Here is a 23,589-nt window from a genome sequence, read left to right on the forward strand (position 1 = left end):
AGCTGACTGTTACTAATCGGTCGAGGGCTTGACCTGAATGGTTGTGTTCACAAAAAATGGAATGATAGATGTAAAGTGTATGCGGTTTTGAAGGTATATCAGAAAGGCCATCGGAGAAATCCGGTGGCTTTTTGTAATTATTTTCCGCAAAATACTTGTTTTTCGAAAAAGATTGTGTTATAGTAACGATTGTCAGGAAAAGATTCCTGAGGTATTCCTCGATAGCTCAATGGTAGAGCATTCGGCTGTTAACCGAAGGGTTGTTGGTTCGAGCCCAACTCGGGGAGCTAAGATGAAGAAGCGATACAGAAATGAGAAATCATGGCTGTATCGCTTTTTTGATGTCTGTAGCCATTAAGAAACGCCATCTAACATTTTGACGGTTTTCCATAACATTTCTTCCTGTTCATGGAAGAAAGATTTCGTTATAATAAAATCAGACAGATCACGGAACATGTGCAGAGTCAGGAGTCGTGTCAAGGCGGAACTTTTTCCGATAGGCGCTTGGCGTCATGCCCTGCTTCTGGCGGAAGGCTTTGGTAAAAACTTCGGCATTCCGGTAACCACAGGAAAAAGCGACCGTTTCGATGGAGAGATCCGTATATGATAAAAGCTCGAGCGCACGCGTGATCCGGCAGGAAGAAAGATAGTCCTGCGGTGAGGTATGGAGATATTTCTGAAACAGGGTATAAAGGTAACTCCGGTTGATGCAGACATATCTGGCAATATCCGAGACAAGGATTTCATTGGAATAATTATTTCGGATAAACTCAACGGCTTTTTCCACGTAAAGATTGCCGCTCTCCCGTGCAGAAGGATCGGCAAGCGTGATTTCGCGGGAAAGAATTGAGAAAAACTGGTACAGACAGCCTTCCAGAAGATACTGGTCCGAGGTGTCATAGGTATTGTGCTTCTGCATCTGAAACAAGAGGGACTGCAGTTCACCGGAAAAGTTGCACTGGTAGACAGGGTGCTCCTCGGAAAGACCGAGTTCCTGCACATAAGAGGCAGCTTTTTCGCCGTCAAAACCGATCCAGAGATATGTCCAGGGATCATCCGCATCGGCTTCATAGTAGGTGCGGACATTTGGCATCAGGAAAAAGCCCTGTCCGGCGGTTAGGCGGTAAGTGCGGTTTCCGATGGTAAAAGTGCCTTTTCCGGAAATAATATAGTGGATCACGTAATTGGGGCGGACAGCAGGGCCATAGCTGTGGAACGGCTGGCAGGCTTCGTAGCCGCAGAAGCAGAGATAAAGATCCGAAAATTTATGCTTTGGGACAGGAAGTGTCCAGGAAGTTTCCATAAGTATACCTCACAAAATGAATCATCAGAAAAGCTGGAATGTCACAAAGGATGAGATTCCGAAATATCAGTAAAATTATATCGTGTTTTGCAGGATACTGCAAGATGCCGCAGGAGGAGGAAATCATGGCAATCAAAGTAAGTGAAAATGGACGGTTATTTACCCTCCAGACAAAAGACAGCAGTTACCAGATGTTCGCAGATGACAAAAATGTGCTTCTGCATCTCTACTATGGAGAAAAAATCGGTGAGGAAAATCTTTCCGGTCTGATTTTCTGTACAGATATGGGATTTGCAGGAAATCCGGAGGAAGCAGGCCCTAACCGGAAATATTCTCTTGATGCATTTCCGCAGGAAATTCCGGGAAGTGGTGTCGGTGATTTCCGTGATGATATGATTGAGATCCGCCACGCGGACGGCAGCTTTGCAGCAGATTTCCGTTTCGATTCGTACGAAATTCTGGATCATTCCTATGCCATTCCGGGAATGCCGGCGTTGTACGATACAGAGGAAGAAAAAGGTGAGACTCTTGTTATTACAATGACGGAGAAGGCTTCCGATATTGTTCTGAAGCTGTTTTACGGTGTATTTGAAAAGGAAAATGTGATTACGAGAGCGGCAAGACTCGAAAATCACGGAGAAACGGCGATTGAGCTGGAAAAAATGCTGTCTTTCAGCATGGATCTGATGTATGAAAATTATGAGATGATCTATTTCTCGGGTCGTCATGCGATGGAGCGTACGGCGGAGCGGATTCCGGTGCAGCATGCAAAAGTCGAGATCGGCAGCACCCGTGGTACATCGAGCCATCATTACAATCCGGCTGTGATCCTCTGCGAGGAGGGTGCGGGTGAGACACACGGTTCCTGCATCGGCGCATGCCTCGTTTACAGCGGAAACTTTGTTGCGGCAGCACAGAAGGATCAGAAAAATCAGACCCGTTTTCAGATGGGCATTCATCCGACCAATTTCTGCTTCCATCTGGAAAAAGGAGAGGCGTTCGATACCCCGCAGGCAATCTTAAGCTATTCCGGAACCGGTCTTACCAAACTGTCACAGCAGTATCATGAGATCATCCGCGAGCATATCTGCCGCGGCGCATACAAGCATGCCAAACGACCGATTCTGATCAACAACTGGGAAGCAACCTATTTTGATTTCAACGAAGAAAAAATTCTGAAAATTGCAGAGCAGGCGCAAAAGCTTGGCATTGAGATGCTGGTGCTTGACGATGGCTGGTTTGGAAAACGAGAGGATGATAACAGTGGTCTTGGCGACTGGTTCGTCAACGAGAAAAAGATGAACGGCTCCATGGCGCAGCTTGCAGAAAAAATTCACAAGATGGGCATGAAATTCGGTCTCTGGTTTGAGCCGGAGATGATTTCCGAGGACAGTGATCTTTACCGTGCACATCCGGATTGGGCATTTGCAATTCCTGGCCGTGTGCCGAACCACAGCAGAAATCAGCTTGTACTTGATATGACGCGTGAGGATGTGCGTGAGTATCTGCTGGAGCGTCTGACAACCATCGTTCATGATGCAAAGATTGATTATGTCAAATGGGATATGAACCGCAGCGTCTGCGATGTTTACAGCCATGTGGCAGCACAGAGCCGGAACGGAGAGCTGTATCACCGCTATGTGCTCGGTGTTTACGATTTGATGGAAAGATTCCTTGCCGCATGCCCGAATCTGCTGCTCGAGGGCTGCAGCGGAGGAGGCGGAAGATATGATGCCGGTATGATGTATTATTCCCCGCAGATCTGGTGCAGCGATAATACCGATGCGATCAACCGTCTTTCCATCCAGTACGGAAGCTCGTTCTTCTATCCGATCAGTACCGTTGGTTCCCACGTTTCGGTATGCCCGAACCATCAGACCGGCCGTGTGACACCGTTCCGGACAAGAGGCGATGTGGCGCTGGCAGGAAGCTTCGGCTATGAGATGGATCTGAATAAGATTTCGGATGAAGAGAAAGAGATGGTAAAAGAGCAGGTTGCTGCGATGCATGAATATTACGAGCTCACACACGAAGGCCTGTATTACCGTCTGACCGGACTGAAAAAACAGGATTTCATGGCATGGGAGTTCGTGGCAGAGGATCAGAGCCGCGCACTGCTTACGATCGTAAAGACTGACGCAGAAGGAAATATGCTTCCGGTTCACACGAAAGTGTGCGGTCTTGCAGAGGATAAGCTGTACCGCTGTAGCCTGGACCAGGAAGTTCGCCTTGGCCGTACCTGGAACCGTGCGGGGCTGACCCTGCATCAGGTGCTGGGAGAGTATGAGAGTATCCGGGTCGAATTTACAGAAGTAAAATAAAAAAGATAAGAAAAATCTTCAACTGGATTTGAGGGGGAGGGAACCTCAATCTGGTTGGAGATTTTTTTTGCATAAAGAAAATCAAAGCAGGAGGGAAGGAACGTACTCTTTACAGTGCAAAAATAGTTGTGATACAATAAGCAAAAGAAATTTTCTGACAGAAAATAAAGACGGAACTGTCAAGAAAGGAAATTGTACATGAGAAACAGAAAAAACTGTTTAGCTGTTCTTCTGATGACAACTATTGTGGTAATGGGATGTGGAAATCAGCAGGTGGAAAAGGAGAATCCATCGGCTGTCTCCGAAAGAGCACCCAGTGTCCAGGATGAGTCAGAAGATGGTGAAAAAGAGTTTCTTTCTACATACCAGAATATTATAATCACACTTCCAGAAGGCTGGAATGTAATGAGAGATGAAAAAATCCAATGCAGTTTCATATCGGAAGATGGAGAAAGTCTTGAGATATCGTATCGGGAAGGAATGGCAAAAGTGATACTTATGGATTTTCCGGAGGACGAAGAGAGCGCTGAAAATTTGCTCTATCCGAATGAAATAACAGGGGAAAACAGCATCAGCGATTTTATGGTGAAAACAGCTAACGAAGGAAAAGATAACGAGAGTTCCTTTTATCGTTTCCAGGTAAAAAATTCTCTGCAGATTCCGATTGCATTTTTCTGCGGGGTGAAAACGGAGAATGAAGGGTATCAGATCATATGGAAAAAAGGAAGCGGCAGCAACGATACACAGCAAATCGTGCCGGAAATACTGGAGTCTCTGCAGTTCCCGGACAATGAGCTGCTGACAGAAACATTTCAGACGGCCTGCCAGGAGCAGAAAAGAGCGCTGGAAGCAGAAAATAATTCGGATGGCGTGAAAAAGCAGAAGGGTAAGAAAACCGTCACCTGTATCTCACCGGTCAATGTACGTACAGAACCCAACGTCAGCACAAGCCAGGTTATCGGAGCTCTGACGACAGGGGAAGAAGTGGAAATGCTCGGAAAAGAGAACGGATGGTACAAGATTTCGTATGAGGGAAAAACGGCGTATGTGTATGAAGACTATGTGAAAGAAAAAGAAAATTAAAAAAATGATATTTTCAAAAAAGCTGCCGAAGCAAACAGAACCGGCAGCTTTTTTGAAATAATTTTGAAAAAGAAAAATCCCGGAAACCATCTGTTTCCGGGAAAATAGAGGCGTCGACCGGATTTGAACCGGTGGATACTGGTGTTGCAGACCATTGCCTTACCACTTGGCTACGACGCCATATGACTCCGACGGGAATCGAACCCGTGTTACCGCCGTGAAAGGGCGATGTCTTAACCGCTTGACCACGGAGCCGAAGTTTTTGATTTGTCTGCCGTGATTTTTGCTCAGCGACAAGTAGTATATTATCATAAGAAAACGAGTTTGGCAAGTGTTTTTTGAAAAAAAATCAAAAATTTTTGAGATTTGTGTTGCCGTGCATTCAGAAGGAAAAAATTTGATGTTTCGCTGTGTAAGAAAGTGATTTATCTTTGCGTAGATATAAAAAGGGAACAGAAAAATTTGCCGGGTCAGGGCATGGCTTTTCGATATTCTTCCGGTGACATACCAAAAGTCCGGCGGAAAATGCTGGCAAAATAGCTGGGGCTTTCAAATCCGGTATGCAGAGCAATTTCCAAGATAGAAAGCGAGCTGCCGGTAAGAAGATCTGCGGCTTGGGTTACGCGGTACTGGTTGATATAGGAAATAGGCGTTGTGTGAAAGTGCGTTTTGAAGAAACGACAAAAATATTGTGGATTCATATTGAGTATAGCAGCAAGATCTGAAAGACGGATTTTAGAATCATAGTTATCCTGAATATAACGTAAGAGTTTTTTACACTGATCAGATCTTTCTTTTTTACGAGTGCAGAGGGGTTCCGGATGAAGAAAAAGCTGGTATTGTGCCAGAAGTGCAAGAATCCGATACATGTCACTTTTGATCAGAAGAAACCAGCCGATGGGTTTGGTATCGTATGCATACAGGATTTCCTGGAAAAGCTCAGATAATGTCAGTACAAATGTTTTCTGTGTCTGAGAGGAGGCTTCAGCAGCAGAAAGCTCTTCCAATGGAAAAGCCGGAAGAAGCAGTTGATGAGAGAGCAGCGGACGAATCCAGTCTGCTTCACAGGAATCCAGATAGGCACATGAGAGAATTTCTGGAAGAAATACAAGGGCATGGTGAACCGAAGGGGTAGTTCCAATGCTGCAGAGCTGATGCAGTTCGTGACTGTTGATGAAAAGAAAAGTACCTTCGGAAATTGTCCGGGTTTCAGTTTTCAGTGTCAGAGTGAGAGTACCTTTTTCAACCCAGATCCATTCTAATTCTTTATGCCAGTGAAAAGGAACAGAGAGCCCGCCATGCGCATAATCCTGATGATAGATATGGAGCGGAACAGGTTCGGTTCCATGCACGGTAAAATCCCGGATTCCGCCAGAAAGAACAGGGGAACAAGATTCAGGAGAAAAGAGCTCTTTTGAACGTTCTTTTTTCATAAAAGTCAAAATCCTTTCATTAAATACGAAAATCAGGTTAGAAAATATAAGATAATATCATTATACTGCTCTTATAGGAAAAAAGAAAGAGAGGACAGAAAATGAAAAGAGAGTGGTGGCATAGCTTAACCGTATATCAGATTTACACCAGAAGCTTCTGTGACAGCAACGGAGACGGCATCGGCGATTTTGGAGGGATTCTGCAGAAGCTGGACTATCTGCAGGAGCTTGGTGTTGGAGCCATCTGGCTTTCGCCTTTTAACGATTCTCCTAATTATGACAATGGATATGATGTCAGTGACTATTATAAAGTAATGGAAGAAGCGGGCACAATGGAAGAGCTGGAAGAACTGATCGCAGCCTGTGAAAAGCGGGAAATTGTGGTCATGATGGATCTTGTTTTAAATCATAGTTCCCATCTGCACCCATGGTTCCTGGAAGCCAGAAAGGATCGAAACAGTAAATACCATGATTTTTACATCTGGAAGGAAGGAACGAAGGAGCAGCCGCCAGAAGGCGGCGGAGCATTCTTTGGAGGAAGCACCTGGGAATGGGTGCCGGAGGTTCAGGAATATTATTATCACAGTTTCAGTGTAATGCAGCCGGATCTGAACTGGAAAAATCCGTCGCTTCGGAAAGAGCTGTACCGGATGATCCAGTTCTGGATGGATAAAGGGATCCGTGGTTTCCGGCTGGATGCAATTGACAATATTGTAAAAGATGGACATGGAGGAAATGATACTCATTCGGAGCAGATTCATACATACTTAATGGAAATGAATCAGAATACGTATGGAAAATCAGAACAGATCCTGACAGTGGGGGAAACCGGAGGTGCTACGGTAGAAATGGCACAGCAGTATTCTGATCCGGAAAGCCAGGAGCTCAGTATGATTTTTCAATTTGAACTGATGGGAATCGACGGCATCCGAAGTGGAAACTGGGATCCGAAACCGTATACGCTGCCGCAACTGAAGCAGATCTTTGAAAAATGGCAGACGGGACTGGAAGAAAAAGGATGGAACAGTCTGTTCTGGGGAAACCATGATTTTCCGCGTGTCGTATCGCGCTTTGGAAATGACAGGGAACCGTATCGGGAAAAATCAGCAAAAATGTTGGCTGTCCTTCTCCATGGGATGAAAGGAACTCCTTATATTTACCAGGGGGAAGAAATCGGTATGACAAATGTGTCAGGGCTTCGGATCGAGGACTATCAGGATATCGAGTCTGTAAATTTTGCCGAAGACCGTAAAAAAGAAGGCTGGGAGGAAGAAAAAATTCGTACCTATCTTGCACGGAACAGCCGGGACCATGCGCGGACGCCAATGCAGTGGAATGCGGAAAAACACGCCGGATTTACAGCGGGAACACCGTGGATGGCGGAAAATCAGAATTACGAGGAGATCAATGTGGAAAACAGCAGAAAAAATCCGGATTCCCTCTTCTATTTCTATCAAAAACTAATTGCGCTGCGTAGGAAAAATGACACTCTTGTTTATGGGGATTTCCGTCTGATTGAGGAAGAAAATCCGGATATTTTTGCTTATGAGAGAAATCTGGGAGAGAAAAAGCTGATTGTGCTCTGTAATTTCCGGGATACCGCGGCAGAGATGAAAGCCCGATATGATTTGACAAAAGGAACGGTTCTGATTCATAATGATACAGAAAGTCTCACAAAAGAAGTGTGGAAGTTACAGCCGTATGAGGCGTATATGATTGAACTTCTGCAGTAAAAAGACAGAAATGAAAAGCAGCAGGAGAAGAAAACTGCAGGAGCAACTGGAAACAGGAGGGAGAAAATGTATCGCGTTCTTCTTGTAGAAGATGAAGAAATTGAACTGGAGACATTGCGGGATTATATTGACTGGAAAAAGAACGGGATTTCCAGAGTATTTACCGCGCGCAATGGCAGAAGGGCACTGGAGTGCCTGGAAGAAAATATGGCAGATATTGTGATTACGGATATTCAGATGCCAGGAATGAGTGGAATTGAACTGGCAGAGACGATCGTACGCCGGGGGTATCCATGCAAAATTGTTTTTCTGACAGGATATGATGATTTTTCCTATATCCATTCCGCTTTTCAGGTGAATGCCGTGGATTACCTTTTAAAGCCATTTACGATTGAAGAAGTAGAAGCATGTCTGAAAAAAGTGAGAAGTGAACTGGAGAAAAGTGAGATAGCAGACTGGTCGCGGAAAACGGCGGCGAAGCAGTTGCTGGAAATGGCTTTGCGGGAAAAACAGGAAACAGAGCTTTTACGGAAAAATTTCCGTGGTGTATTTGGAGAAGAACTGGAAGAGTGCAGGTTTGGAATCATAGCGGTTTATGGAAAAACGGAAGAAAACATCTGTAGCCAAATTCAGGAAAAATACAAGGGCATCCGTTACATCAGCAAAACGGAACGGATCAGCATTCTGCTGCTGGCGGGGTATCTGTCGGTGAAAGATACGGCATTTCAGATCTGGAATGATTTGAAAGAAGACGCACCGAGAGCCGTTGGATGGTGCAGTGGAGCATGGACAGCTGACTGCCTGTACGAAAAGGCGGAAAAACTTCGGAACTGTTGTGTTCTGGCATTTCATATGGATCCACCGGAACTTTTCTGTGCAGATGAAAAAGAAACGGAAGAGGAAAAAGCATATCATTTCCGGGAACAGAAGGAGCGGAGAGAAGAAATCTGTCGTCTGGTCAGCAGCGGGAAAAAGCAGGAAACGCTGCAGACCATGAAAGATTATTTTCAACAGCTAAAGGGGCTTGCGCCGAAAACATTTGCGGGAGAAGTTTACAATCTCTATATGTATCTATGGAACCGTCTTGTTTTGAGCGATGAACTGCTGGAAAACTGGATGGAAGCAGAAAAAATTTTGAGAGAAAATGAAATTTTTGAAGCAAACAACAATTATCAGATGCGGGAAAAGATGAAGCAGTATCTGGAACGGATGTTGGCATTTTTTGAAGAACAGAATCAAAATCCAAATTACTATGCCGTTTATCAGGTAAAAACATATCTTCAGGAGCACTGCTCGGAAAGCGCAGATATCGAGAAGCTGGCCGCGGAGGTCGGTTTGTCTCCGAATTATCTGAGGAGCCTGTTTAAAGAGGCAACAGGAAAAACGATTTTGGAATACAATACGGAAATGCGTCTGCAGAGGGCGGCGGAACTGTTAAAGAATAAGAAAAATAAAGTACGGGAAGTGAGTCTGGCGGTTGGATATGAAAATGTTTCTTACTTTGGCGTTGTTTTTCAGAAAAGATTTGGAGTGACACCAAATGAATATCGTAAAATGGTATAAAAATCGGAGTTTTCAGTTTAAACTGGTGATCGGCTATCTGGTACTGGCACTGATTCCAATGCTGTGTGTTACCTGGTACAGTTATGGAAAAACAAGGAACGTGCTTCTTACTGAAGCATATCAGAGTGCAGAACAGGAAGCAGAACGAATTGAAAAAAATTTTTCTACGATGGTCGAGCCTTACGAAACAATTCTGGAGGTGCTGTATGTGGATCAGATGCTGAGCGGATATTTGTTTCAGGATTACAGCAACGATTCTTATGAAGATATGTTTTACTATATTGATAAGAAGCTCAGCGAAATCTGTCTGATGAATGCAGGAATTTACAAAATCTGTTTTTACAGCAACAATGAAACGCTTCCGCAGGATAATTATTATTTTTATTCCATGCAGGATCTAGATCGGAGGGAACGTGTGCTGACATTTGATGCGATAGGGGAAACGGTATTCTGTGGGACATCTGGAGACGGAAAAGCATTTCATATGAATCGTCTGATGAATTTTTATCCACAGGGCGGGATGAAGAGCGTACTGTCGTTACAGATTGAAAATCAGCAGATACAGCCCCTCCTCGAAACAATAAATTCCACCGATGAAATTTATCTGGTGGATCAAAAAGGATATATTCTGGCTGCTTCCGAACCGGAAATGGCAGGCCTTCCGATCCGGACCAGAATGCCGGAAGAGGATCTGGAGCAGAAAGCGCAGATTGAGTTTGAGCGTGACGGTATTTCAAAAATCGGAAATATCCAGAGCGGAGTTTTCGGAACAAAAATTCTTGTGATTTCGGATAAGGAGACGGTTTTAAAAGACGCAAAAGCTGTTTCAAGAAGGATGATGTTCCTGATCCTCTGCAGCGCGGCTATGGTATTTCTCTGCATTATCTGTTACACAAGATGGCTTTCCACGCGGGTGCAGAAAGTGGTGTATGCAGCAAAACGGATGGGACAGGGAGAATTTGATTACCGTCTGGAAAATATGGGAGAAGATGAGATCGGACAGATCGGGCTGGCGTTTAATCAGCTCAGTGATCAGATTCAGGAGCTAATTCGGGAAAATTACGAAAAGAAAATCCGGATTCAGACGAGCGAACTGAATTTGCTGCAGGAACAGATCAATCCGCACTTTCTTTACAATGCACTTGCGGTTATTTCAGCACTGGCGATGCGGGAAGGTGGAAAACAGACGATGCAGGCGGTCAAAAATTTGTCCAGCTTCTACCGGATTTCCCTGAATAAGGGAAAACAGGTGCTTTCCATCCAGGAAGAAGTGGAACTGCTGCAGAGCTATCTGAAAATCCAGCAGATGCGTTTTCGGGACAGCGTACAGGTGGAGTATGAGATTGCAAGAGAAGTACTGACATATCGAACCATTAAACTTCTTCTGCAGCCGCTGGTTGAAAATGCCATTCACCATGCGAGAAAAGAGGAAGAAGTTCTCCACATTGCGGTCAGAATTCAAAAAGAAGAAAGGGATGTGGTATTCCAGGTGACAGATGATGGATGTGGAATCGAGGCGGAAAAACTGATTAAACTGCGAAGTTCTCTGCGGCGCTCAGAGGAAGGATATGGACTGAGAAATGTTGCAAACAGGGTTCGTCTGGCTTATGGAGAGAATTATGGTGTCCGAATAGAAAGCCAGGAAGGATATGGAACGACAGTTTCTGTCAGAATTCCAGTAAACGAATAAAAAATCAACAAAGCAGAAATAACTTCGTATTGTTTGCATAGAAAAGGAAACAGAAACCGGCTGATAAAGGTGATTTTGCCCGTCAGCCGGTTTCTGTTTCGTTAGATATTGACAGAAATCGTAAGAAAACAACAGAATAAAAAAGAGAATTATAAAACTCCGTTAAATCGAGATAGAAATCATAAAAAAGTGAGATTGTTGCAGGACAGACTATCCATTAGAATGGAAACATAGACAGCAAGAGTGTACAAGATGAACAAAAAGAAGAAAGAAGGAGAAGGCATGAAAAAAGAAAACGTGCATGCAAAGCACAAAAAAAGCCTCGCGGAACGGTTCTGGAAACAGAAATATCTGTTTTTACTGCTGCTTCCATCGTTGGTATGGGTCATTCTGATCTGCTATGCACCAATGACAGGACTGTATATGTCCTTCATCAACTACACGCCGCAGGGTAGCGGCTATTTTGCGGATATGGCGAATTCGCAGTTTGTCGGTCTTGACTGGTTCAAGTATTTCTTTTCCACAGATTTCACAAAAATCATGAGAAACACACTGGCAACCAGCTTACTGACACTGTTATTCTCATTCCCGCTGCCAATCATTCTGGCGCTTTGCCTGAATGAAGTTCGAAACCAGAAGGCAAAGAAATTTGTACAGACCGCATCTTATATTCCCTATTTTATTTCCTGGGTTATTGCGGCAAACATTTTCCTTACATTCCTTTCTTCAGACGGCGTCATCAACAATCTGTTAAAATTCTTCGGATTAACCGATGAGTCGATTCTGTTTTTCCAGAAAGGACCATATTTCTGGTGGATCATCGCGATCGCAAATGCGTGGAAGGTACTTGGATACAATGCGATTATCTATATGGCGGCAATCTCCGGCATCAGCCAGGATATGTATGAAGCAGCGGATGTGGATGGTGCGACGAGAATGCAGAAGATTCTGCATATCACACTTCCGGCATTAAAGCCGACCATTATGATTCTTCTGATTCTGGCAATCGGAGGTGTTCTGAATACAGGATATGAGCAGCAGCTGTTGATGTCTAATGATGCTATTTTAAATTATTCTGATGTACTTGATACGTATGCATACCGCTATGGTCTGAAAAACGGAATGTATTCTTACGGTACTGCAGTAGGATTCTTTAAATCCGCAGTCTCCTTCATTCTGGTCATCAGTGCAAATGCACTTTCGAAGAAATTCAGTGATGATAATACGGCACTGTTTTAGGAGGAAGGAAAATGAGAGAAAAAGCAATTAAAATCAAAAGAAAACGTTGTGCCAGTGACTGGTTTCTTGATATTTTCAAAGTGGTTTTTCTGGTGTTAGTTACTGTGATCTGTGTGTATCCGTTCTGGAACATTTTTGTGGTATCCATTAACGATGCAACCGATGCACTGCGCGGCGGGCTCTACTTTCTGCCGAGAAAACTGAGTCTGGCAAGTTATAAAGATATTCTGGGACGTGCCACATTTTTGCATGGCATTCTGATCACTGTACTTCGTACTGCAATTGGTACACCGCTGGCGGTCCTTGTCACGACAGCACTTGCCTATGTGCTTTCCAGAAAAGAGCTGCTGTTCCGGAAACAGCTGAACCTGTTCTTTATCTTCACCATGTATTTTGGCGGCGGAATGGTTCCGTATTATATGGTATTAAAGAGCCTTGGAATGCTGAATAATTTCATTGTATTTATTTTCCCGAACCTGGTAAGTGTTTATAATATGATTCTGGTAAAGAATTATATAGAGGGAATGCCGGCAGAGATTTTTGAATCGGCGAAAATTGACGGAGCAAATGATCTGACAGTTTTCTTTAAAATGGTAATTCCATTGTCCAAGCCGATTATTATGACCATTGCACTGTTTGTTGCAATTACACATTGGAATTCTTGGTTCGATGCATATTTGTTTACGAATGCACAGTCTTTAAAAACAATGCAGTCCATTTTGGTTGAAATTCTGAATCAGTATCAGACTTCATCAGCGAACCAGGCGGCAAATCAGGCGTCACAGACCATTACACCGGACAGCATTCGAATGGCTGCTACGATGATTGCGACCATTCCGATTATCATGGTTTATCCGTTTATTCAGAAATATTTTGTTAAAGGAATCATGCTCGGATCTGTAAAGAGCTGATGATAGAAGGAGGAAAAGAAAATGAAGTTCAAAAAAAGTATCGCAATGGCGATGAGTGTCCTGATGGCAGCGGGAATGCTTGCAGGATGCGGATCAAATGGCAGTACATCATCAAGTACTGCATCCGGCAGTGCATCATCTGCATCGGGCGAGGTATCAACAGACGGAGTTACGATTTCTATCTTTGACAAAAACTCCGGAAGCAATACCTTTGATGATCCAGTTGCAAAAGCAATTGAGGAAAAAACAGGTGTCAAAATTCAGGTAGAAAATCCAACCGGAGATCCGCTGGAAAAATTGAACCTGATGCTGACCGGTCAGAATTACCCGGATATCGTCCTGATGGATCGTGGAAATGATATTGTAAACCGTTACATTGAGGCAGGCGCACTGCTTCCGTTGAATGATCTGATCGATGAGTACGGCCCGGATGTAAAAGAGATGTACGGGGAAACCTTAAACAAGAGTCGTTATACCGATGGAAAAAATTACTATCTGAATAACTGGTACGGAGAAGATCCGGATCCGGTAGCCGGTGTTCTGATGCGCTATGATTATCTGTGCGAAATCGTTGGAAAAGACCGCGCAGACAGCGATGAGCCATTTACACAGGAAGAGTATATTGACATTTGTAAGAAATTCAAAGAACTTCATCCGACCATTGACGGAAAAGAGAGTATTGCCATTACCTTTGATGCAGAATCCAAAAACTACGATGGAACATTAAAAGGAATGTATGGTCTGAAAACATATTATCAGGATGGGGACAATCTGGAACATGTTGCCAAAGCACCAAACTTCAAAGAGATGATGTCCTTTGCCAATGAACTGTATACCGAAGGCCTTCTGGACAAAGAGTGGGTTGTCAACAAGAAAAATCAGTGGACGCAGAAACTGTCTGCAGGCAACGTATTCAGTACCTTTGCTTCCTACTGGGATACCGATGCAGCAAATACAGCACTTGCTTCTTCTGTAGGAGAAGATGCAAAATTCTATTCCTATAAAATCCTTGGAAACGGAATCAGTGCAGATGAAACTACTTACTCCGGAAGAAGTACACTTGGCTGGGATGCAATCGCGATCACCAAGAATTGTAAAAATCCGGAAGCAGCCATGAAGATGATCAACTACCTTGCAAGCGAAGAAGGACAGTATCTTCTGATGTGGGGTATTGAGGGAACCAACTGGAATATGGAAGATGGAAAACACGTTCCGAACGATGATCTGATTGAAGGATTCCAGACGGATTTTGACAAAACAAAACTGGATACCGGCGTCCGCAAATGGACCTGGTTTGTAAAGAACGGAAATGGTACAGACGGAACTCCATACGATGTATCACAGTATAAAGTAAAAGAGACCCGGCAGGTGGCTATGAATCACTTTGGTGAGAACGACAGATGGGATACCGCAGAATTTGCAGGCCTTACCCCGGCAGGAAGCACTCCGGATGGCTTGAAATGGCAGAAAATCCAGGATATCTACGATCAGGAATATCCGAAGATTGTGAATGCAGACAGCCACGATGCGGCAATGGAAGAGTACGACAAGATGATTTCCGAAATGAATGACGCAGGACTGGAAGATGTAGAAAAAGTTATCACACAGAATTATCAGGAGCGTATGAAACTCTGGAATGAGTAAGCTAAAGTAAAATAAAAAAATCACACACGGAAAAGAACCGGCAGAAATCGAAATACAGATTTCTATGTCGGTTCTTTTTTATCAGAAGAAGCATTGCGATTTTCAAGGAATCTGGATATAATGAGGAAAACTGGAAAAACAGGGAAATCCAACCGCATGAGACAGGAGGCATCGTACATGGCAGCGAAAGAACAGTTAACCGCAATGGAAATGATCTGGGGATTTATGAGTGGGATGACAGGACATATGGGAAAGACGGACTTTGCGCCGCAGAAGGAAGCGTTCGGGGATTTTGCCTCTCCGGAAACGTATTTTCCGCGCGTGGTGCCGGAGAGCGAGGGCATCTCATCGGAAAAGCTGACGCAGATGCTTCGTGAGCTCGCCGCTGCGCGCCATACGGACATGCATCATCTGCTGGTCCTGCGGAACGGACAGGTCATCTGCGAATGCAATTTCGCCCCATACCGGAGCGGCATCTGGCATGCGACGTATTCGATGTGCAAGAGCATCACCGGCATGGCGGTCGGTTTTCTGATCAGTGAAGGAAAACTTTCCCTGGACGAGAACGTCTATGATATTTTTGAAAAACGAAACGGTCTGCTGCAGAAGATCCTGCGCCCGAATCTGACCGTGGAGCATCTTCTGACGATGAAGAGCGGCGTACAGTTCAACGAGATGGGCGTTGTTTCCGGCAACGACTGGGTGGACAGCTTCTTAAATGCGCCGGTCAAGGGAACGCCGGGCGAAGCGTTTGAGTACAACAGTATGAACACGTATCTGCTGTCTGCAATCATACAGGAGCGCACCGGCATGAAGATGGTAGATTACCTGCGGCCGCGCCTGTTCGAGCCGCTCGGTATCAAAAAAATCTTCTGGGAGAGCTGCCCGGCAGGGATTACGAAAGGCGGCTGGGGCCTCTTCCTGTGCCCGGAGGACGCGGCCAAGCTCGGGGTGATGTACGTGAACGGCGGAAAATTCGAAGGAAAACAGATCGTCCCGGCGGAATGGGTCGCAGCGTCCACCTCCGTTCATGCGACACCGCCGGAAAAGATGGGAAAATATGGCTATGGTTACCAGGTCTGGATGGAGGAGCGGCCGGGCAGCTTTGCGTTCAATGGCATGCTGGGGCAGAACGTGCTCGGTTACCCGGATACCGGCGTGGTGATTGTGACGAATGCGGGCAGCAACGAGCTGTTCCAGACGTGTGAGATGCTCGACATTGTGCGGAAGTATTTCGGCGCGGAATTTGGTGCAGAGCTGAAATCCGGCGAGGCGGAAAGCCCGATGGCATATCAGAAGCTGGTGCAGACCTGCTGTGATCTGGAGGGCGCGAAAGAGACACCGGGAAGAATCCTGCGCGGCGGCTGGAAGCGGAGAACACCGGGGCCGCGGAACAGCGGAACACCGCGTCAGATCGACATGGCGCAGCTTCTGCACGGAAAAGAATATAAAATGGAGGACACGCATGTCGGCATGTTTCCGCTGACGCTGCAGGTCTTCCACAACAACTTTTCCGACGGCATCCGCCGCATCGGTTTCTTCTATGAAAAAGGCCGTTTCTTTGTCGAGCTGACCGAGGGAGAAAAAACACAGCGCATTGAGATCGGTCTTACGGGGTCCAAAGTTGTAGAATGGGTGGAAAACGAGGAATCGTATCTGCTCGGAACGACGGGACAGTTTGCGGAGAATGAAGACGGCGAACTGGTGCTGAAGCTTGAGTTTGCATTTCTGGAAGAGGCCGCAAGACGGAGGGTCAAAATCATTTTCCAGCGTGATTTCGAGCGGATCAGACTGGAGTGGAATGAGACGCCGGGCAAGGATCTGATTATCGAGGGCCTTGAATCCCTCGTGACGGATGTGGCGATCGCACCGCTTCTGCCGTCGCGGTTCCGCGAGCGGAGCCTTGACATGATCCATCTGCTGATGGCACAGACCATTGAGCCAATGGTAGAGGCACACCGTGTGCGGCCGGGGGAAGAAACGGGGACAGAAGAAGCGGCAGCGGAAGCTGAATCGGCCGCGGCAGTGGAAAATGCGGAAAACGCAGAAGAAACGGTGTAAAAACAGAAAAAATCAGAAGAGAAATGTGGATAAAAAAGGGAATGGAGCTGCCGGATGCGCAGTTCCATTCCCTTTTAAAAATACAGATTACAGATTCAAAGCCATATCGCCGGATTTGATCAGGTTTGCCTTGCGGAATACCTCTGAGAAGAACAAGGTGATCACAGCCGGAAGCACGAAGTGGAGCAGAATGATTTTGATGATGACGAGCTTCGGATCATCGTAAGCGATCATCGTCTGATACGTTGTGATCTGTCCGACAAGACCTGCGGAACCCATGCCGCTTCCCGTTGCATTATTCTGCATATTGGCGAGGATTGTGGAGACGGGTCCTAAAATCGCACTCGAGAAGATGACGGGCAGCCAGATCAGTGGATGACGCATGATGTTCGGCACCTGGAGCATCGAGGTTCCAAGACCCTGTGCGACAAGGCCGCCGAATTTGTTTTCCCGATAACTTGCAACTGCGAATCCGACCATGTTGCAGCAGCAGCCGATCGTTGCGGCACCGGCGGCAAGACCGGAAAGATTCAGAATGATGCCGAGTGCAGCGGAGCTGATCGGCAGTGTCAGAACCATACCCATGACGACCGAAACAACGATGCCCATGATGAACGGCCGCTGTTCCGTTGCCCAGTTGATGATGCTTCCAAGGCCTGTCATCATCTGGGAGATCGGCGGTCCGACGAGCAGTCCGACAACGGAACCGGCTCCGATGGTGATGACCGGTGTCACGATGATATCAACCTTGGTCTTGCCGGAAACCAGATGGCCGCAGGTGATGCCTGCGAAAGCTGCGATGAAAGCGCCGAGCGGTTCGCCAGGTCCTGCCAGAACGGCATTTCCGTCCACAAAGAATGTGCCGCCGGTGATCTTGCCGGCATAACCGCCGACCATGGCGGCGACGGCTGCAGAAACCGTGACAAGCGGGCTTTCCCCATATTTCACTGCCACGCCGACACCGATACCGGCACTTGTCAGGGCTGCGGCAGCTTTTCCAAGCAGATAGATCACATTTCCGGTCGAACCGCCGATCAGAAGACCGATCTGCTGAATCATCGTACCAATAATCAGGGTTGCAAAAAGACCCTGCGTCATGCCGCCGAAGCCATCAATGAAGATGTGCGAGGCGACTTTTTTGATTGTTCGCATATGGAATTCCTCCTCATGTATGTGGTGTGTTACTGTATTCACAAGTGACTTGTCAGTCGACTTTTAGTCTATCATAAGATGGGGGCGGGTGCAATCCTTTTCCGGGGGCATAAGTTGACAAAAGAAAGGGGCACGCTTATAATTGAGACAAATTCAGAGCGCTTCCAGAAAACAGCGCAGACAGTAAAAAAGTGATAAAGGAGACGCATGGGAAAACAGAAAAAGAAACAGAAAAAACGCGGCAATCCGCTTTGGACTCTGGTATTTTTAGCGGCACTTGCTGTTTTCTGCTTTTCCGGGTACAAGCTGATCGGCATTTACCTGGATTACAAGACCGGCACGGATGAATACCGGGATCTGCAGCAGTATACGACGGAAATTACAAAAACACCGGAGACACCGGCAACGACGAAAACAGAGGAGCCGCAGGCGGAATCCGAACCGGCGGAGCCTTCCGAACCGGAGCCGGAACCACTGTCGTATCCGACAGAACCGCCGCTTGCCGTCGATTTTGAATCCTTAAAAGCGATTAACCCGGATGTGAAGGGATGGCTTTATATCGAAGCTCTCGACATCAGTTACCCGGTCGTACAGGGGCCGGACAATGATACGTATCTTCATACGACGTACGAGGGAACGAGCAACTTTGCGGGTTCCATTTTCCTCGATTACCAGAATCAGGATGATTTCAGTGATGGAAACACAATCGTTTACGGTCATAATATGAAGAATCTCTCCATGTTCGGAAAGTTGAAACAGATGAAGGAGCAGGAAAAATATAGGGATAGCGTCTATTTCTGGATGCTGACGCCGGAATCAAACGATGTGTACCAGATTTTTTCTGCCTTTTATACGGAGGCAGACAGTGATGTCTACACGCTGTATTCCGGCGGGGGTGAAGCGTTTGTACAGTATCTGAATACCATGGCGGCGCGGTCAGAGATCCCGGTGGAGCAGCCGGAGATGGATGAACACAGCCATATTATTGTGCTGTCCACCTGTGCGGCGAGCGATACGACTGGACGGTTCGTCGTTCTGGGCGTGCGGCGGAACCGGTAATAATTGGTCAGAAGGAGGAATGACAGATGGAAGAGGAAAGAAAAATCGAAGAACTGCAGAGATTGATTGATACGCATGAAAATATCGTATTCTTCGGCGGCGCGGGCGTGTCCACGGAGAGCGGGATTCCGGATTTCCGGAGCGTGGATGGCCTTTATCATCAGAAGTATGACGTTCCGCCGGAGACAATTTTAAGCCACAGCTATTTCCTGCGGTACCCGGAAAAGTTTTATGCTTTTTACCGCGACAAAATGCTTCCGGTCGGCGCGAAACCGAACGCGGCGCATAAGAAACTTGCAGAGCTCGAAGCGGCGGGAAAATTAAAAGCGATTGTGACGCAGAACATTGACGGACTGCATCAGGCGGCGGGAAGTAAAGTAGTGTATGAACTGCATGGAAGCACACACCGCAATTACTGTATGAAATGCGGGGCATTCTGCGATACAGAGCTGGTGAGAAGGAGCAGCGGCGTTCCAAGATGTGAAAAATGCGGAGGCATGATCAAACCGGATGTCGTACTCTACGAGGAGAGTCTGAATGAGAAAGTGCTCGACGGTGCGATCCGCTCGATTGCGGCGGCAGATCTTCTGATTGTCGGCGGAACGTCACTTGCGGTTTATCCGGCGGCAGGCCTTCTCCAGTATTTTGAGGGCGATGCGCTGGTTCTCATCAACAAGGGCGCAACGCCGATGGATAAAAACGCGGATCTTCTGATCCAGCAGCCGATCGGGCAGGTGCTCGGCAGCATCAAAGTAAGATAGATTTTAATTAGAAAATATAAGGCGGAAGAAACATGGCAGAACATTACGAAGTAGGCGATATTGTAAAACTGAAAAAGCCGCATCCGTGCGGCAGCAGCGAGTGGGAAATCCTGCGTGTCGGCGCAGATTTCCGTCTCAAATGCACCGGCTGCGGCCACCAGATCATGGTAGCACGCAAGCTGGTCGAGAAAAACACCCGCGGATTACGAAAAAAAGATGCGTAATATCGTGAAAAAAACAAGAAAACACGCGAAAAAGGGCTTGCTATAAGCCCTTTTTTATGTTAAAATAACAAATTGTGACGTATAAAAATAATTCCTTGCTCCCCATAATGAAAATGGGGTGCCAAAAAGTCCAAAAGGAGGTAAAGCATGAACAAGTACGAATTAGCACTGGTTGTGAATGCAAAACTTGAAGAAGAGGAACGCGCAGCTGTAGTTGAGAAAGCCAAAGGTTATGTAACCCGTTACGGCGGAACAGTTGGCGAAGTAGAAGAGTGGGGCAAAAAACGCCTTGCATACGAAATTCAGCATATGCGTGAAGCATATTACTACTTTATTCAGTTTGAAGCAGACGCAACAGCTCCGGCAGAGATCGAGAGCCATATGCGTATTATGGATAACGTACTGAGATACTTAGTCGTTAAAAAGGAAGCTTAAGAGGTAAGCGAATGAATAAAGTTATATTGATGGGAAGATTGACCAGAGATCCCGATGTCAGATACTCTGCTGGAGAAAACTCCACAGCGGTAGCCCGTTATACACTGGCTGTTGACCGCAGATTCCGCAGAGACGGCGATTCCGCAACCGCAGACTTTATCGGATGCGTTGCTTTCGGCCGCCAGGCAGAATTTGCAGAGAAATACCTGCGTCAGGGAACGAAGATCGCCATCACCGGCCGCATTCAGACCGGAAGCTACACCAACCGTGAAGGCCAGAAGGTCTACACGACAGACGTAGTTGTAGAAGAGCAGGAGTTTGCAGAGAGCAAAAATGCAGGTGGAAACAACGGAGGATACTCCGCACCGCAGCATAACAATCCGGCTCCGTCCGCGAATACATCTGACCTGGGCAGCGCCGATGGTTTTATGAATATTCCCGATGGCATTGACGAAGAATTGCCATTTAATTGATAGAAAAGGAGAGATTGATCATGGCTTATAATAATAGTGAAAGACCAGCTTCCAGAAGACCGGCCCGCAGAAGAAGAAAAGTTTGTGTTTTCTGTGGTGGAGAAGAGATCAGCTACAAGGATGCAGCTAAACTGAAAAAATATGTATCCGAGCGTGGTAAAATCCTGCCGAGACGTGTAACTGGAACCTGCGCAAAACATCAGAGAGCAGTAACAGTAGCCGTTAAGAGAGCAAGACATATGGCTATTATGCCGTACGTAGATGATTGATTCTGACTTGCGCTAAGCACTGTCCGAACGTTCATTTTGAATCGGTAAATAAATGGAGGTATCTGCCCGAAAAGGGCGGGTACCTTTTTTGTATCCAGAAGTATCTTGTTGCCAAAGTACAGGTCAAAGTGGTATAATCGGAAGGACAGGAGCGAAATACAACACGCAACGTTGGAAAGGTGTTAGGAAATGAAAAGCAAAATGAAGTTGAGCGGCCAATTGCGGAGCTATCTTCGATGGCCGCTGATTTTGTCCATCCTGATGCTTGTGATGAATATCGGCATGTATTTTGTGGATGTGATGGCAGGAATGTGGTTCACGCTGTTTTTTGCAGTCTATGTGATCGCAGCCGCAGTTCCCTATTACAGACAGCGTCCGCAGGTGATCAACGAGCTGATTACCTTTGCGACCGAATACGGCCAGGTTCAGAAGCATCTGATCCAGGAACTGGCGCTGCCCTATGCCGTTATGGATTCGCAGGGAAAACTTCTCTGGGTCAACAAAGAGTTTACAAAAATCACAGGGAAGGATACACAGTATCATAAATGTATCGCCACCATTTTTCCGGAGCTGACGGTCGAGCGGCTGCCGAAAAATGAGGAGGAGACCGACATCAACGTGGCTTACGGCGAAAAGAATTTCCGTGCCCATGTAAAAAGCGTCTGCATCGACGAGCTGATCCAGAATTCGGAGATGATCAACACAGATATCAAAGGCTATTTTATTCAGGCACTGTATCTGTTCGATGAGACGGAGCTCCGCGAGTATATGCGGAAATTCGAGGACGAAACGATGGTCACCGGTCTTCTGTATCTGGACAACTACGACGAGGCGCTGGAGAGCGTCGAGGAGGTCCGCCGTTCCCTTCTGACCGCACTGGTCGAGCGAAAGATCAACAAATATTTCAACGATCTCGATGGACTGGTGAAGCGGTATGAGAACGACAAATACATCGTGGTCATGCGCCGGAGTTCGTTAAATGAACTGAAAGAGAAAAAGTTCGATATCCTCGAGGACGTCAAGACCATCAACATCGGAAACGAGATGGCGGTCACAATCAGTATGGGTATCGGAGCAGATGCTGGATCGTTTGCGAAAAACTCCGAGTATGCGAAAATCGCGATCGACCTGGCTCTTGGCCGGGGCGGCGATCAGGTCGTTTTAAAGGACGGTTCGAAGATTCAGTATTTCGGCGGAAAAACGCAGGCTGTGGAAAAGAATACGAGAGTCAAAGCCCGCGTCAAGGCGCACGCGCTGAAAGAGTTTATGAACACGAAAGAGAAGGTCGTTGTCATGGGACACCGCCTGCCGGATGCCGATTCGTTCGGTGCGGCCATCGGTATCTACCGTGCGGCGAAAACGCTGAATAAAAAAGCGTACATCGTCATCGACAACCCGACCAGCTCGATCATTCCGCTGATGAATACGTTCAGCGACAACCAGGATTATGAGGCGGACATGTTTGTCAACAACCATGAGGCGAAAGAGATCATGGACGACAACACGCTGCTCGTTGTGGTCGATACGAACAAACCGAGCATCACACAGTGTGAGGATCTGCTGTACATGGCGAAAATGATCGTCGTGCTGGATCATCACCGGCAGGGAAGCGATACGATCCGCAACTCGGTGCTTTCCTATATTGAGCCGTATGCATCATCCGCGAGCGAGATGGTTGCCGAGATTCTCCAGTATTTTACCGAAGGAATCCGCATCCGGAACGTGGAGGCGGACAGCATCTATGCCGGCATCATGATCGATACCGACAACTTTATGCAGAAAACAGGTGTCCGCACGTTCGAGGCGGCAGCGTTCCTGCGCCGCTGCGGTGCGGATGTGACGCGTGTGCGCAAGCTGTTCCGTGAGGATATGAACGATTACAAGGCAAGAGGAGAGACGATCCGCAATGCGGAGCTGTTCCGCGGCCAGTTCGCGATTTCCGAATGCCCGAGCGACTATGTGGACAGCCCGACGGTGGTCGGAGCGCAGGCGGCGAACGAGCTGCTGAACATTGTCGGTGTCAAGGCGTCCTTTGTACTGACCGAGTATAAAGGCGTGATCTATATCAGCGCCCGCGCGATTGATGAGGTCAATGTACAGATCATCATGGAGCGGATGGGCGGCGGCGGTCATCTGAATATGGCAGGATGCCAGCTTGAGACCGTCGATCTGGAGGGGGCGCGTAGCCTCCTAAAATCAACCTTAACAGAAATGCAGGATGGAGGAGAAATCTGA

Annotated in this window: 19 protein-coding genes and 3 tRNA genes; 17 read left to right on the forward strand and 5 right to left on the reverse strand. The window is 46.7% G+C overall.

The annotated features are described in order from the left end of the window. Positions 1–215 precede the first annotated feature (215 nt). Positions 216–287: transfer RNA gene (locus DW642_RS07415), tRNA-Asn, on the forward strand. A gap of 158 nt (positions 288–445) precedes the next feature. Here the strand turns inward: DW642_RS07415 and DW642_RS07420 are convergent. After that, positions 446–1,303, reverse strand: a complete 858-nt coding sequence (locus DW642_RS07420; RefSeq protein ID WP_117509761.1) for an AraC family transcriptional regulator — start codon at positions 1,301–1,303, stop codon at positions 446–448. Between the two features lie 125 nt (positions 1,304–1,428). Here DW642_RS07420 and DW642_RS07425 point away from each other — a divergent pair, with 125 nt between their 5' ends. After that, entirely contained in the window at positions 1,429–3,624 is a 2,196-nt protein-coding gene (locus tag DW642_RS07425) for an alpha-galactosidase (RefSeq protein ID WP_117509884.1), read from the forward strand. Positions 3,625–3,822: 198 nt separating this feature from the next. Then, positions 3,823–4,707, forward strand: coding sequence for an SH3 domain-containing protein (locus DW642_RS07430; RefSeq protein WP_117509762.1), 885 nt, complete (start codon positions 3,823–3,825; stop codon positions 4,705–4,707). 108 nt (positions 4,708–4,815) lie between these two features. Here DW642_RS07430 and DW642_RS07435 read toward each other — a convergent pair. The 3 genes from DW642_RS07435 to DW642_RS07445 all read right to left on the reverse strand — a co-directional run bounded on the left by DW642_RS07435 (position 4,816) and on the right by DW642_RS07445 (position 6,140). Next, a tRNA-Cys gene (locus DW642_RS07435) sits at positions 4,816–4,887 on the reverse strand. A 3-nt stretch (positions 4,888–4,890) separates the two neighbouring features. Further along, positions 4,891–4,962, reverse strand: a tRNA-Glu gene (locus DW642_RS07440). A gap of 215 nt (positions 4,963–5,177) precedes the next feature. Further along, positions 5,178–6,140: an AraC family transcriptional regulator gene (locus DW642_RS07445; RefSeq protein WP_055220149.1), complete on the reverse strand. Its 963-nt coding sequence runs from the start codon at positions 6,138–6,140 to the stop codon at positions 5,178–5,180. Between the two features lie 101 nt (positions 6,141–6,241). On the opposite strand from DW642_RS07445, the gene DW642_RS07450 reads away from it, so the two are divergent. The 7 genes from DW642_RS07450 to DW642_RS07480 all read left to right on the forward strand — a co-directional run bounded on the left by DW642_RS07450 (position 6,242) and on the right by DW642_RS07480 (position 16,981). Then, the gene (locus DW642_RS07450) at positions 6,242–7,873 is read left to right on the forward strand and encodes a glycoside hydrolase family 13 protein (protein WP_055220147.1); all 1,632 of its coding nucleotides are present in this window, start codon (positions 6,242–6,244) and stop codon (positions 7,871–7,873) included. 66 nt (positions 7,874–7,939) lie between these two features. Beyond that, positions 7,940–9,436, forward strand: a complete 1,497-nt coding sequence (locus tag DW642_RS07455) for a response regulator transcription factor (protein ID WP_117509763.1) — start codon at positions 7,940–7,942, stop codon at positions 9,434–9,436. Then, positions 9,414–11,126: a sensor histidine kinase gene (locus DW642_RS07460; protein WP_117509764.1), complete on the forward strand. Its 1,713-nt coding sequence runs from the start codon at positions 9,414–9,416 to the stop codon at positions 11,124–11,126. Before DW642_RS07455 ends, DW642_RS07460 begins: the two co-directional genes overlap by 23 nt. Positions 11,127–11,378: 252 nt before the next feature. Next, entirely contained in the window at positions 11,379–12,365 is a 987-nt protein-coding gene (locus DW642_RS07465; protein WP_242991149.1) for an ABC transporter permease, read from the forward strand. Positions 12,366–12,376: 11 nt separating this feature from the next. Next, positions 12,377–13,276: a carbohydrate ABC transporter permease gene (locus DW642_RS07470; RefSeq protein WP_022461726.1), complete on the forward strand. Its 900-nt coding sequence runs from the start codon at positions 12,377–12,379 to the stop codon at positions 13,274–13,276. 21 nt (positions 13,277–13,297) lie between these two features. After that, positions 13,298–14,920 (forward strand): extracellular solute-binding protein, encoded by a 1,623-nt coding sequence (locus tag DW642_RS07475; RefSeq protein ID WP_117509765.1) that lies wholly within the window; start codon positions 13,298–13,300, stop codon positions 14,918–14,920. A gap of 177 nt (positions 14,921–15,097) precedes the next feature. Next, positions 15,098–16,981, forward strand: coding sequence for a serine hydrolase domain-containing protein (locus tag DW642_RS07480; RefSeq protein WP_158554993.1), 1,884 nt, complete (start codon positions 15,098–15,100; stop codon positions 16,979–16,981). An 87-nt stretch (positions 16,982–17,068) separates the two neighbouring features. Here the strand turns inward: DW642_RS07480 and DW642_RS07485 are convergent, their stop codons facing one another. After that, complete coding sequence (locus DW642_RS07485; RefSeq protein WP_117509767.1) at positions 17,069–18,133, reverse strand: PTS transporter subunit IIC; 1,065 nt, start codon at positions 18,131–18,133, stop codon at positions 17,069–17,071. Between the two features lie 207 nt (positions 18,134–18,340). On the opposite strand from DW642_RS07485, the gene srtB reads away from it, so the two are divergent. From srtB to DW642_RS07520, 7 genes are all read left to right on the forward strand, one after another. After that, entirely contained in the window at positions 18,341–19,192 is an 852-nt protein-coding gene (gene srtB, locus DW642_RS07490; protein ID WP_117509768.1) for a class B sortase, read from the forward strand. A 26-nt stretch (positions 19,193–19,218) separates the two neighbouring features. After that, positions 19,219–19,953 carry an NAD-dependent protein deacylase gene (locus DW642_RS07495; protein WP_117509769.1) on the forward strand — a complete coding sequence of 245 codons (735 nt, stop codon included), beginning with the start codon at positions 19,219–19,221 and terminating at the stop codon, positions 19,951–19,953. A 32-nt stretch (positions 19,954–19,985) separates the two neighbouring features. Then, a complete protein-coding gene (locus tag DW642_RS07500) occupies positions 19,986–20,177 on the forward strand; it encodes a DUF951 domain-containing protein (protein ID WP_022461609.1) in 192 nt (63 codons plus the stop codon). A 147-nt stretch (positions 20,178–20,324) separates the two neighbouring features. Next, positions 20,325–20,612, forward strand: coding sequence for a 30S ribosomal protein S6 (rpsF, locus tag DW642_RS07505; protein WP_022461610.1), 288 nt, complete (start codon positions 20,325–20,327; stop codon positions 20,610–20,612). Positions 20,613–20,623: 11 nt separating this feature from the next. Next, the gene (locus tag DW642_RS07510) at positions 20,624–21,085 is read left to right on the forward strand and encodes a single-stranded DNA-binding protein (RefSeq protein ID WP_055220137.1); all 462 of its coding nucleotides are present in this window, start codon (positions 20,624–20,626) and stop codon (positions 21,083–21,085) included. A 20-nt stretch (positions 21,086–21,105) separates the two neighbouring features. Continuing rightward, positions 21,106–21,354, forward strand: coding sequence for a 30S ribosomal protein S18 (rpsR, locus tag DW642_RS07515; protein ID WP_022461611.1), 249 nt, complete (start codon positions 21,106–21,108; stop codon positions 21,352–21,354). A gap of 189 nt (positions 21,355–21,543) precedes the next feature. Continuing rightward, positions 21,544–23,589, forward strand: a complete 2,046-nt coding sequence (locus DW642_RS07520; RefSeq protein ID WP_117509770.1) for a DHH family phosphoesterase — start codon at positions 21,544–21,546, stop codon at positions 23,587–23,589.

The organism is Blautia sp. AM23-13AC (assembly GCF_003435675.1).
Taxonomy (GTDB): domain Bacteria; phylum Bacillota; class Clostridia; order Lachnospirales; family Lachnospiraceae; genus Fusicatenibacter; species Fusicatenibacter saccharivorans.

Excerpts from the sequence above, each read along its gene's own strand:
- DW642_RS07420 (WP_117509761.1), bottom strand. The coding sequence starts at position 1,303 with ATGGAAACTTCCTGGACACTTCCTGTCCCAAAGCATAAATTTTCGGAT.
- DW642_RS07425 (WP_117509884.1), top strand. The coding sequence starts at position 1,429 with ATGGCAATCAAAGTAAGTGAAAATGGACGGTTATTTACCCTCCAGACA.
- DW642_RS07430 (WP_117509762.1), top strand. The coding sequence starts at position 3,823 with ATGAGAAACAGAAAAAACTGTTTAGCTGTTCTTCTGATGACAACTATT.
- DW642_RS07445 (WP_055220149.1), bottom strand. The coding sequence starts at position 6,140 with ATGAAAAAAGAACGTTCAAAAGAGCTCTTTTCTCCTGAATCTTGTTCC.
- DW642_RS07450 (WP_055220147.1), top strand. The coding sequence starts at position 6,242 with ATGAAAAGAGAGTGGTGGCATAGCTTAACCGTATATCAGATTTACACC.
- DW642_RS07455 (WP_117509763.1), top strand. The coding sequence starts at position 7,940 with ATGTATCGCGTTCTTCTTGTAGAAGATGAAGAAATTGAACTGGAGACA.
- DW642_RS07460 (WP_117509764.1), top strand. The coding sequence starts at position 9,414 with ATGAATATCGTAAAATGGTATAAAAATCGGAGTTTTCAGTTTAAACTG.
- DW642_RS07465 (WP_242991149.1), top strand. The coding sequence starts at position 11,379 with ATGAACAAAAAGAAGAAAGAAGGAGAAGGCATGAAAAAAGAAAACGTG.
- DW642_RS07470 (WP_022461726.1), top strand. The coding sequence starts at position 12,377 with ATGAGAGAAAAAGCAATTAAAATCAAAAGAAAACGTTGTGCCAGTGAC.
- DW642_RS07475 (WP_117509765.1), top strand. The coding sequence starts at position 13,298 with ATGAAGTTCAAAAAAAGTATCGCAATGGCGATGAGTGTCCTGATGGCA.
- DW642_RS07480 (WP_158554993.1), top strand. The coding sequence starts at position 15,098 with ATGGCAGCGAAAGAACAGTTAACCGCAATGGAAATGATCTGGGGATTT.
- DW642_RS07485 (WP_117509767.1), bottom strand. The coding sequence starts at position 18,133 with ATGCGAACAATCAAAAAAGTCGCCTCGCACATCTTCATTGATGGCTTC.
- srtB (WP_117509768.1), top strand. The coding sequence starts at position 18,341 with ATGGGAAAACAGAAAAAGAAACAGAAAAAACGCGGCAATCCGCTTTGG.
- DW642_RS07495 (WP_117509769.1), top strand. The coding sequence starts at position 19,219 with ATGGAAGAGGAAAGAAAAATCGAAGAACTGCAGAGATTGATTGATACG.
- DW642_RS07500 (WP_022461609.1), top strand. The coding sequence starts at position 19,986 with ATGGCAGAACATTACGAAGTAGGCGATATTGTAAAACTGAAAAAGCCG.
- rpsF (WP_022461610.1), top strand. The coding sequence starts at position 20,325 with ATGAACAAGTACGAATTAGCACTGGTTGTGAATGCAAAACTTGAAGAA.
- DW642_RS07510 (WP_055220137.1), top strand. The coding sequence starts at position 20,624 with ATGAATAAAGTTATATTGATGGGAAGATTGACCAGAGATCCCGATGTC.
- rpsR (WP_022461611.1), top strand. The coding sequence starts at position 21,106 with ATGGCTTATAATAATAGTGAAAGACCAGCTTCCAGAAGACCGGCCCGC.
- DW642_RS07520 (WP_117509770.1), top strand. The coding sequence starts at position 21,544 with ATGAAAAGCAAAATGAAGTTGAGCGGCCAATTGCGGAGCTATCTTCGA.